11 protein-coding genes are annotated in these 9400 nt (G+C 64.2%); 6 read left to right on the forward strand and 5 right to left on the reverse strand.

The window, feature by feature from the left end; genetic code table 11:
* Positions 1–3 precede the first annotated feature (3 nt).
* Entirely contained in the window at positions 4–330 is a 327-nt protein-coding gene (locus J0H39_19225; GenBank protein MBN9498891.1) for a hypothetical protein, read from the forward strand.
* Here J0H39_19225 and J0H39_19230 read toward each other — a convergent pair.
* A complete protein-coding gene (locus J0H39_19230) occupies positions 305–1288 on the reverse strand; it encodes an isopenicillin N synthase family oxygenase (protein MBN9498892.1) in 984 nt (327 codons plus the stop codon). The two genes, J0H39_19225 and J0H39_19230, sit on opposite strands and share 26 nt — an antisense overlap.
* Before the next feature lie 101 nt (positions 1289–1389).
* Here J0H39_19230 and gcvA point away from each other — a divergent pair, with 101 nt between their 5' ends.
* Complete coding sequence (gene gcvA / locus J0H39_19235) at positions 1390–2316, forward strand: transcriptional regulator GcvA (GenBank protein ID MBN9498893.1); 927 nt, start codon at positions 1390–1392, stop codon at positions 2314–2316.
* Here gcvA and J0H39_19240 read toward each other — a convergent pair.
* Genes J0H39_19240 through hisC form a run of 3 tightly spaced genes read right to left on the reverse strand, consistent with a single transcriptional unit; the run spans position 2306 to position 4502 of the window.
* Positions 2306–2869, reverse strand: a complete 564-nt coding sequence (locus tag J0H39_19240) for a thiamine pyrophosphate-binding protein (protein MBN9498894.1) — start codon at positions 2867–2869, stop codon at positions 2306–2308. The genes gcvA and J0H39_19240 overlap by 11 nt on opposite strands.
* Positions 2866–3387 carry a decarboxylase gene (locus J0H39_19245; protein ID MBN9498895.1) on the reverse strand — a complete coding sequence of 174 codons (522 nt, stop codon included), beginning with the start codon at positions 3385–3387 and terminating at the stop codon, positions 2866–2868. Before J0H39_19245 ends, J0H39_19240 begins: the two co-directional genes overlap by 4 nt.
* On the reverse strand, positions 3384–4502 hold the full coding sequence (gene hisC / locus J0H39_19250) for a histidinol-phosphate transaminase (GenBank protein ID MBN9498896.1): 1119 nt from the start codon (positions 4500–4502) through the stop codon (positions 3384–3386). Before hisC ends, J0H39_19245 begins: the two co-directional genes overlap by 4 nt.
* Before the next feature lie 151 nt (positions 4503–4653).
* On the opposite strand from hisC, the gene J0H39_19255 reads away from it, so the two are divergent.
* Entirely contained in the window at positions 4654–5340 is a 687-nt protein-coding gene (locus J0H39_19255; protein MBN9498897.1) for a hydrolase, read from the forward strand.
* A 2-nt stretch (positions 5341–5342) separates the two neighbouring features.
* Positions 5343–7205 carry an amidohydrolase gene (locus J0H39_19260; GenBank protein MBN9498898.1) on the forward strand — a complete coding sequence of 621 codons (1863 nt, stop codon included), beginning with the start codon at positions 5343–5345 and terminating at the stop codon, positions 7203–7205.
* On the opposite strand, the gene J0H39_19265 is transcribed toward J0H39_19260, so the two are convergent.
* Positions 7202–8086 (reverse strand): LysR family transcriptional regulator, encoded by an 885-nt coding sequence (locus J0H39_19265; protein ID MBN9498899.1) that lies wholly within the window; start codon positions 8084–8086, stop codon positions 7202–7204. The two genes, J0H39_19260 and J0H39_19265, sit on opposite strands and share 4 nt — an antisense overlap.
* A gap of 235 nt (positions 8087–8321) precedes the next feature.
* On the opposite strand from J0H39_19265, the gene J0H39_19270 reads away from it, so the two are divergent.
* Both J0H39_19270 and J0H39_19275 read left to right on the forward strand, forming a co-directional pair.
* Positions 8322–8852, forward strand: coding sequence for an N-acetyltransferase (locus tag J0H39_19270; GenBank protein MBN9498900.1), 531 nt, complete (start codon positions 8322–8324; stop codon positions 8850–8852).
* Positions 8853–9011: 159 nt separating this feature from the next.
* Positions 9012–9400: filamentous hemagglutinin N-terminal domain-containing protein (locus J0H39_19275; protein ID MBN9498901.1), on the forward strand; the 389-nt coding region annotated here is incomplete at its 3' end.

Consider the following 9400-nt stretch of genomic DNA (forward strand, 5'->3'; position numbering starts at 1 on the left):
GTCTTGACCCTCGTGCTGGGTGCCAAGCCCGGTCCCGGCGCCATTCCGGTGGCGCCCGATCAATGGCTGATCGCCGGAAAAGCGCCCGATAGAACGCTCTCAATCGACTTGAGCGACGCCTATCAATCATTTGAAATAAAAGAAAATATTTGGGCGCAAGGGATCGCGCTCGACTTCGCCAAGCTGCCGGAAGATTTCGCCGGGCGGACGCGCCTGGGCGAAATCTCCGTGCTGCTGTCGCGCGACGGCGACAACTGGATCCTGCGCTGCGAACGCTCCTACGCCGAATGGGTGGAGACGTGGCTCAGGACGCGCCCTGGCGGTACTTGAACGCCTTGTCGAAGCGCTGGACGATGTACTCGCCGCAAGTGATCGCCGGGTATTTCGCCTGATCCTTGTCGTCGAGCAGATCGCGCGGATCGACCACCGTGTCGGGATGCGGGTCGAAGAACACGGCGATCGAATAGCGCTCGCGGCCCGACGCGTTCACCACGCGATGGGGGTTCGACGAGAAGCGCCCGTTCGTCCAGCGATGCATAAGGTCGCCGACGTTGATGACCAGCGTGCCGGGGATCGGGTGCGCGGTCACCCAGCGCCCGTCGGCAGCCAGCACCTGCAACCCGCCGACCATGTCCTGGGCCAGCAGCGTCAATCCGCCGTAATCGGTGTGCGGCGCCACGCCGAACTGCAACTCGCCCATATCCGGCGGCTGGGGCGGGTAGTAGATCGCCGAGCCGCGCGCCAAGGGCTTGGCGAAGGCGCTTTCGAAGAATTTGGGATCGCGGCCGAGGCTCGACGCCAGGCCCTTCAGCAAGCGCTGCCCGCAGGCGCAGATGCCGAGATAATAATCGTAGAAGGCTTGGCGCAAATGCGCGGGTGCCGCCGGCCAGTTGTTCGGCCCCATCAACGGCTTGCCGGCGGCGACGTCCGGGTCCTTCTCGTCGAGTTCGAGGCCCCAAAGGAAGCTTTCCTTTAGGTCGATCTTGGCGCCGGCATACATTTTCGCCTGACCGACGGCCAGAAAGCCGCGATGGCGTTCGTTGATCTGCGCGGTGCGCTTGGTCGCTTCGTCCTGCGCGAAAAACGCCTTGCTGGCGGCGAAGGCGCCGTCGACGATTTCCTGCGGCACACCGTGATTGGAAACGTAGAAGAAACCGATCCGTTCGGCCGCCTCGCGCATCGCCTTGCCGGTTTCGGCGATCACGGCCGGATCGTCGCTAACCAGGGCGGCGGCGTCGATCACGGGGATGTCGTCGCGGGAGATCGTGTTGACTTTCGCGTAGGCCATCGGGGCTCTTCCATCGAAATCGTTCATGTGGGATGCTTCTTGCATACCCAATCCGTAAGACTATCTCGCGGATTCCCCCTGTCTACAATTGAGTGTTATTCATGTCCGGCTCCCCCTTGCTTCATTTGCCGCCCATCGCAGCACTCCGCGCGTTCGAAGCGGCGGCCCGGCTCAAGAGCTTTACGCTGGCGGCGGAAGAGCTTGGCCTGACGCAAAGCGCCATCAGCCACCAAGTGCACGGCCTCGAAGATCATCTCGGCTTCGAACTGTTCCACCGCGAGCCGCGGCGAATTGTCCTGACCGTGAAGGGGGAGGCGCTGGCCGTCTCCGTCCGCGAGGGGCTGGGCATCGTCGCGCGCACGATCCGCGAACTCACGCGCGCCGATACGGGGCCGCGTTTGGTCGTGTCGACGCTGGCGGGCTTCGCGGTCAAATGGCTGTTCCCACGGCTGATCCGCTTCGACGAACTTCATCCGCAGATCGAGCTTGAGATCGCCACTTCCGGCCAGATGGCGGATTTCTCGGCGAACGAGGCCGATGTCGCGATCCGCTACGGCCTCGGCCACTACCCCGGCCTGCATGTCGAGAAGATCCTGGGCGAGGAGATGTTCCCCGTCTGCGCGCCAAAGTTGATGCAAGGGCCCAAGGCGTTGCGCAAACCCGCCGATCTCGCGCGCGTACCGTTGTTGCACGACGACATTCTGCGCCTGGGCGGGCGCGAGCCCGGCTGGGCGACATGGCTGGACGCGGCGGGCGTGACCGGAATCGATTTGTCGAAGGGCCGCCGTTTCGGCCAATCGAATATGTCGATCCAGGGTGCCATCGAAGGTCTTGGCGTGGCGCTGGGGCGCGGGCCATTGGTGATCGACGATCTAAAGGCCGGGCGCTTGGTGAAGCCCTTCGAGATCAGCGTGCCCAGCGGCTACGACTATTACTTCGTGTGCCCGGCGCGCATGCTGGACAAGCCGAAGATCGCGGCGTTCCGTAAATGGCTGCTGGACGAAGCGAAGGCGACCGCTAGCGCGTGAACGCCGCCTTGAAGCGTTGGCGCGTTTCGGCGCCGTGGATGAAGGCGTAGTCCTGCTTGCTGGGGGCACCGGCGGTGACTTTCAGCGCGCGGAAGATCGGTCCTTCGCCGGCGACGATCGTATCGAGTTCGGCCTCGAATTCGGCCAGCGTTTCGATCGTGCCGGTATTGGCGATCCCGGCCCCCTTGGCGATCGCGGCGAAATCGACCTTCGCGGCCGAGGGCAACGGATGGCTGCCATTCGCCTCGTAAACGCCGTTGACGCAAACGAGATGCACGAAATTCTTCGGGTTCGCGTCCGCCACGGTGGCGAGCGAGCCCAGATTCATCATCAAGCTGCCGTCGCCATCGAGCACGATCACGCGCTTGTCCGGCCGTCCCAAGGCGAGACCGAGGCCGTGCGAGGATGCGATGCCCATCGCGCCGATCGACACGTAGTTCAAATCGCGCGGCGCGAGGCGCATCCAATCGAATGCGGCCTGATAGGTCGCGACGATCGCTTCGTCGCGTACGCGCTTGGCCAAAAGGGCAAGGCATTCGTCGCGGCGCATCATGGCGCGGCTCCGTCGGCGAGCGGCGATGTGCCGATCAGCACGCAAACCGGCCGCGAATTCTGGAAGGCGCGCTCGAAAGCCGGCGCGATCTTGGCTTCGTCTTCTTGCGTTTCGATCAACACGTGATCGACACCCAGCGCATCCAAAATTGGCTCGATCGCGCTGACCGAGACCTTGCCGGATTTGGACGGCAACACGCCGGGTTCCTTGCCTTGCAATCCCACGAGCATCGCGATCGGCTGTTCGTATTCGACGCCGACGGCGCGCAGCGCGTTGACGGAATCCATCAGCCCGGTCTGCTGCATCATCAGGATCGAGCGCTTGCCGGCGAAGCCAAGGCCCGCGCAAATGCCGATGCCTTCGTCTTCCTTGCAGATGCGCACCAGGCGGATGTCGTTCTGGCGCGCGAGCGGCCAGAGCAGCCCGTCGCTCGTCACGATATCGGGCAAAGCGACGACGAACTCGATACCGGCCGTTTTGAGGGCGGCGAGGATCGCGGAACCGCGTGGTGCGCTCATGCCCCACCATTCAGCAAGCGGGCGAGGGCAGCGAGCACGGCGTCCGTATCTTCCGCCGTGCCCACACCGATGCGCAGCTCGTTCATGTAATCCGGATCGCGCCAATCGCGGACCAGGATTCCTTCCTTCGCCAACGCCGTCATCATCGGCGCGGACGGGCCGTTCAACGTGATCGACACGAAATTGCCGGTGGACGGCCACGTCTTCAGACCGAGCGCCACAAGTCCTTCGGTCAGCCGCTTGCGTTCGACCGCGATCTTGTCGAGCGAGGCTTTGAGATGCGCTTGATCGGCGAGGGCCGCGACCGCCGCCGCTTGGCTGGGCGTGGGCACGTTGTATTGCAGACGGCAGCGGCGCAAGGCTTCGGCCACGGTCGCGTCGCCGCAAATCGCGTAGCCGACGCGCATCGCCGCGAGGCCATAGGCCTTGGAGAACGTCCGCGTCGAAATCCACGGGCCTTTGCGCTTGCGCAGCAGCTTCAGCGCGTCGGGCCCGCCCGCATGATGGCCGAACTCGGCATAGGCCTCGTCGAGCAGCAGCAACACGTTTTCGGGCACGCCATCGATCAGCGCTTTCAGCGCTTCTTCGGTCATCATGCCGCCCGACGGCGGGTTGGGCGTGCAGGCGACGACCAGCTTCGTGCGGTTGCCGATCGAACGCAGCGTGGCGTCGACGTCGCAAGCGCCGTTCTTGTCGATGCGCGCGCGCACCGGCTTGGCGGCGGCGAGCTTGGCCGACAGCGCGTAGCGCGGGAAGCTCGGGGCGGGGACGACCGCTTCGTCGCCGGTTTCCAGCGCGATGACGGTGGTGAAATGGATCAGCTCGTCGCTGCCGCAGCCCAGAATGACCAGCGACGGATCGACGCCAAAATGCTTGCCCACCGCCTCGGCGAGCTTGCGTCCGCCGATATCGGGATAGCGGTTGACGTCGTGCATCGCCTCGATCGCCGCCGCCATCGCCATGGGCGAAGGCGGATACGGGTTCTCGTTAAGATGCAGAAGGCGCGGCCGCGTGCCGGGATTTTCGAAATCGTGGAAGGTCTGCGGCTGGCGATAGGCGGGCAACGCGCGGATCGCGGCGGTGGACCAGCTCAAAGCGTCTGGGGCGTCGGTCATGTCGCATCGACGTTAGTCGAGGCGTTCCGGCCTGTCGAATTAGATCATTTCGGGGGCGCCCCGCCGAAATTCATGGCAGCGGTTGACCGCGACCGGACTGTGCCGCTTCAATGCCGCTCCGATCGAATCCCCCCTTCCAAAGGACAGCGCCATGGCCGATCCGAAACTCGAACTTCTGACGTCGAAGAATTCCCAACTCATCGTCATCGACCATCAGCCGCAGATGGCGTTCGGCGTGACGTCGATGGACCGCCAGTTGATGAAGAACAATGTCGTGGCGCTGGTGAAGTCCGCGCGCGTGTTCGGCGTATCGACGATTCTGACGACGGTCGAAACGCAAGCTTTCTCCGGCTACACCTATCCGGAAATCCTCGATGCGGCCCCCGACGCCAAGCTTCTAGAGCGCACGTCGATGAATTCCTGGGACGACCAGAAGGTCCGCGATGCGCTGAAGGCGAATGGGCGCAAGAAGGTCGTCGTCGCCGGGCTGTGGACGGAGGTGTGCAACACGACCTTCGCGCTGTCGGCGATGCTGGAAGGCGGTTACGAGATCTATATGGTCGCCGACGCGTCGGGCGGCACGTCGAAGGAAGCGCATGACTACGCCATGCAGCGCATGATCCAAGTCGGCGTCGTGCCGGTGACCTGGCAGCAGGTGCTGCTCGAATGGCAGCGCGACTGGGCGAACCGCGCCACCTACGATGCCGTCATGGCGATCGTGAAGGAACATTCCGGCGGCTACGGCATGGGTGTCGATTACGCCTATACGATGGTTCACAAAGCGCCGCAGCGCGCCAAGGATAAGCACGAGACGCTGCCGCCGGTCGCCGCGCGTTGAGCATGACCGTCGATCTGATCCTGCATAACGGCCGCTTCGCCACGCTCGACGCCGCCAATCCCGATCCTGGAGCCGTCGCGATCAAGGATGGGCGCTTCGCCTTCGTCGGTGCGGCGCGCGAAGCGATGGCACTGGCGGGGCCGAAGACCAAGACGATCGATCTGGGCGGGCGGCGCGCGATCCCCGGGCTGATCGACAGCCACATGCATGTGATCCGCGGCGGGCTCAACTACAACATGGAGCTGCGCTGGGACGGCGTTGCCTCGCTCGCCGAAGCGATGCGCATGCTGAAGCGCCAGGCGCAGGTGACGCCGGCCCCGCAATGGATCCGCGTCGTCGGCGGCTTCGTCGAGCATCAATTCGCCGAGAAGCGTCTGCCGACGATCGACGAGTTGAACGCGGCGGCACCCGATACGCCGGTTTTCATCCTGCATCTCTACGACCGCGCGCTGCTCAACGGGGCGGCGTTGCGCGCCGTCGGCTACGACAAGGATACGCCCAACCCGCCGGGCGGGGAGATCGTGCGCGACGCGAAGGGCAATCCCACGGGTCTGCTGCTCGCCAAACCCAACGCGACGATCCTCTACGCGACGCTCGCCAAGGGGCCGAAACTGCCGGCCGAGTACCAGAAGAACTCGACCCGGCATTTCATGCGCGAAATGAATCGCTTGGGCGTGACCGGCGTGATCGATGCGGGCGGCGGGTTCCAGAACTATCCCGACGATTACAAGATCGTCGAGGAACTGCATCGCGAGAACGCGCTCACCTTACGCATCGCCTATAACCTGTTCACCCAGAAGCCGAAGGGCGAACTTGCCGATTTCGACGGCTGGTCGAAAATCGTGAAGCCCGGCGACGGCGACGATCTCTATCGCCATAACGGGGCGGGCGAGATGCTGGTTTACAGCGCCGCCGATTTCGAGGATTTCCGCGTCGAACGGCCGGACATGCCCGTGAATATGGAAGGCGATCTGGAAGCGGTCGTCGGCCTGCTCGCGCGCAATCGCTGGCCGTGGCGTCTGCACGCGACCTATAACGAGACGATCACCCGCGCGCTCGACGTATTCGAACGTGTGGCGAAAAATGTGCCGTTCGACGGCTTGCATTGGTTCTTCGATCACGCCGAAACGATCGACGATCGCAACATGGACCGTATCGCCGCGTTGGGCGGAGGCATCGCGGTTCAGCATCGCATGGCCTATCAAGGCGAATATTTCGTCGAGCGTTATGGTGCGGCGAAAGCCGAAGCCACGCCGCCGATCGCCAAGATGCTCGCGAAAGGTATCAATGTCGGTGCGGGTACCGACGCGACGCGCGTCGCGTCCTATAACCCGTGGGTCTCGCTGTCGTGGCTCACGACCGGGCGCACGGTCGGCGGTCTGCGGCTTTATCCGCCCGCCAATCGCTTGGACCGCGCCACGGCGCTGCGGCTCTGGACGCAAGCGAATACCTGGTTCTCGAACGAGCAGGGCAAGAAGGGCCAGATCAAGGTCGGGCAACTCGCGGACCTCGCCGTGCTCTCCGCCGATTATTTCGCCGTACCCGAGGACGAGATCGCGGGAATCGTGTCGGTGCTCACGCTGCTCGGCGGCAAGCCCGTGCATGGCGACGGCGATTTCGCCGATCTCGCGCCCGTTCTACCGCCGCCGATGCCCGATTGGTCGCCGGTGCGTGAGTTCGGCGGCTATCAGAAGCGTGCGTCCTATCGCGCCACGCCGGGTGAAGTTGCGCGCACGCAAGCCTGCGGCTGCGCCAATGCCTGCGGCGTGCACGGCCATGCCCATGCCTCGGCGTTCGGGGCCGTTCCGGCGGACGACGCGAAAAGCTTCTGGGGCGCGCTCGGCTGCGCCTGCTGGGCGTTCTAACGGGATTTGAGCGCCAGCAACGCATCGCGCACGGCTTTCAGGCCGCGCGTGAGGCGCTTGTCGCGCCGCATGACGACCGCGAGCGTGCGCGAAAGGCGCGGCGACAAAGGCCGTGTCACGAATTCGCCCGCGCGCGGTGCGCGCAGCGCCATCGCCGGCAGCACCGCGCAGCCCAGGCCTTCCTGTGCCATCGCCTTGATCGCTTCGGTGCTTCCCAGCGAAAGCACGGGATCGAACTTCACCTTTTCGCGCGCGAACCACGTGTCGATCAGGCGGCGGGTGTTGCCGCCGGGTTCGTAAAGCAACATGGGCAGTTTGGCGAGGGCCGATGCGCTGGCGCGCGCGGGCAGCGGGAAACCCTTGGGGGCCGCCGCCACGATCTCGTCCTTCAGCACCGGCACGATGTCGAGCATGCGGCCCGCGACCGGCAGCGTCGTCAACGCGATGTCGAGAAGATTGTCCTCCACGGCCTTCACGATATCGGCAGCGTTGCCGGTGGCGACGGTGATTTCCAGCGACGGGAATTTGCGCCGCAACGCGCCCAGCAATGGCGGCAGCAGAAAGATGCACGCCGTAGCGCCCGTGCCGATGCGCACGCGCCCCATCGTACCTTGGCCGTGGCGCGCGACCGCGTCGAGCGCGTCGTCGACCGCGGTTTCGATGCGCGGCGCGTGCGCGAGCAACTCCGCACCTGCCGCGGTCGGTTGGGCCCTGCGGCCGACGCGTTCGATCAGCGTGACGCCCAAGCGCTTTTCAAGCTGGCGGATCTGCAAACTGATCGCGGGCTGGGTCAAGCCCATCCGCTCGGCGGCGGCGGTGAAGCTGCCGCGCTCGATGACGATGGCGAAGCTGCGCAGCAGGTCGAGGTCGAGGCGTTTCATAACAAAGAAATTCTCATGATCCGCATAACGAAACAAATCTTCTTTTATGAAATGGCTCTTGCCAGATTGGGGCATGACGAAGTCCCAGACGCCCTTCGGCTGGCTGTTCGAAGCCGGACTCTATTTCGCCGCGTCGCCCCATTCCTATTTGCGGCAACGGGCGGCCCTGGCCGAACTCGACGGACGTTTGCGCGCCGATATCGGCGTCGGGGCCGATTTTGCGGAGCATGCGGCGATGACAAGTTTGGAAATACGCGACGCAGGCACGGACGATCTTCCCGCGATCGCGGCGATCTACGCGCATCATGTTTTGAACGGCGTGGCGTCGTTCGAGGAAGTACCGCCTTCGATCGACGAACTCGCCCAGCGGCGCGCGAATGTGCTGGCGCTGGGCTTGCCCTATCTCGTGGCGATCCGCGATGGGCGCGTCGTCGGCTATTGCTACGCGACGGCCTATCGGCCGCGACCGGCCTATCGCCATACGGTCGAAGATTCGGTCTATGTGGCGCCGGGCCTCGGCGGGCAGGGGATCGGTTCGGCGCTGTTGACCGCCCTGATCGCGCGTTGCGAGGCGGGACCCTGGCGCCAGATGATCGCGGTTATCGGCGACAGCGCGAATGCCGGGTCGATCGGTCTGCATCGACGGTCGGGATTCCGCCCTGCCGGGGTTTTTCAGTCCGCAGGCTTCAAATTCGGGCGCTGGGTCGATTCCGTTCTGATGCAGCGTGCTTTGGGAGCCGGGGATTCGACGCTACCCCGCTCATAAAAATTCTCCCAACATACTGTTTTTTATTATTAAAATATGACCGAAGCGAGTTCGTTAAAGTCCTATACAAATCCCGACATATAGGTAAATCTTATTCCGGAAGCCGCAAGGATCGAGAAAATCTGCGGATTGCCCGAGAAACAGGGGCTTGGCGTAACGATGACGGAAACCCAAACCAGCGGTTTGAGGCGCGCGGCTTATCGCCGCCGCGCGCGCTGGGGGCGTTTCCGTCGCTGGGGTTTGGGGGCGGCGGCTTTGGGTCTGCCCTTCGCGGTGCTGCCCGCCGATCAAGCCAAGTCGCAGGCGCTGCCGACCGGCGGCAATGTGGTCGGCGGCTCGGGCACGATTTCGCAGACGAGCGCCAATCAGCTCACCATCAACCAGAACAGTTCGACGCTGTCGATCGACTGGCAGAGCTTCTCGATCGGGGCGGGCAATATCGTCCGCTTCATCCAGCCGGATAGCAGTTCGCTGGCGCTGAACCGCGTCATCGGCCCCGACCCGTCGATGATCTTCGGCTCGATCCAGGCCAATGGCCGGGTCGTGAT

The organism is Alphaproteobacteria bacterium (genome assembly GCA_017308135.1).
GTDB lineage: Bacteria > Pseudomonadota > Alphaproteobacteria > CACIAM-22H2 > CACIAM-22H2 > Tagaea.

Bases quoted from the DNA above. Each gene is read 5' to 3' on its own strand.
- J0H39_19230 (MBN9498892.1), bottom strand. From the start codon at position 1,288: ATGGCCTACGCGAAAGTCAACACGATCTCCCGCGACGACATCCCCGTG.
- gcvA (MBN9498893.1), top strand. From the start codon at position 1,390: ATGTCCGGCTCCCCCTTGCTTCATTTGCCGCCCATCGCAGCACTCCGC.
- J0H39_19240 (MBN9498894.1), bottom strand. From the start codon at position 2,869: ATGATGCGCCGCGACGAATGCCTTGCCCTTTTGGCCAAGCGCGTACGC.
- J0H39_19245 (MBN9498895.1), bottom strand. From the start codon at position 3,387: ATGAGCGCACCACGCGGTTCCGCGATCCTCGCCGCCCTCAAAACGGCC.
- hisC (MBN9498896.1), bottom strand. From the start codon at position 4,502: ATGACCGACGCCCCAGACGCTTTGAGCTGGTCCACCGCCGCGATCCGC.
- J0H39_19255 (MBN9498897.1), top strand. From the start codon at position 4,654: ATGGCCGATCCGAAACTCGAACTTCTGACGTCGAAGAATTCCCAACTC.
- J0H39_19260 (MBN9498898.1), top strand. From the start codon at position 5,343: ATGACCGTCGATCTGATCCTGCATAACGGCCGCTTCGCCACGCTCGAC.
- J0H39_19265 (MBN9498899.1), bottom strand. From the start codon at position 8,086: ATGAAACGCCTCGACCTCGACCTGCTGCGCAGCTTCGCCATCGTCATC.
- J0H39_19270 (MBN9498900.1), top strand. From the start codon at position 8,322: ATGACAAGTTTGGAAATACGCGACGCAGGCACGGACGATCTTCCCGCG.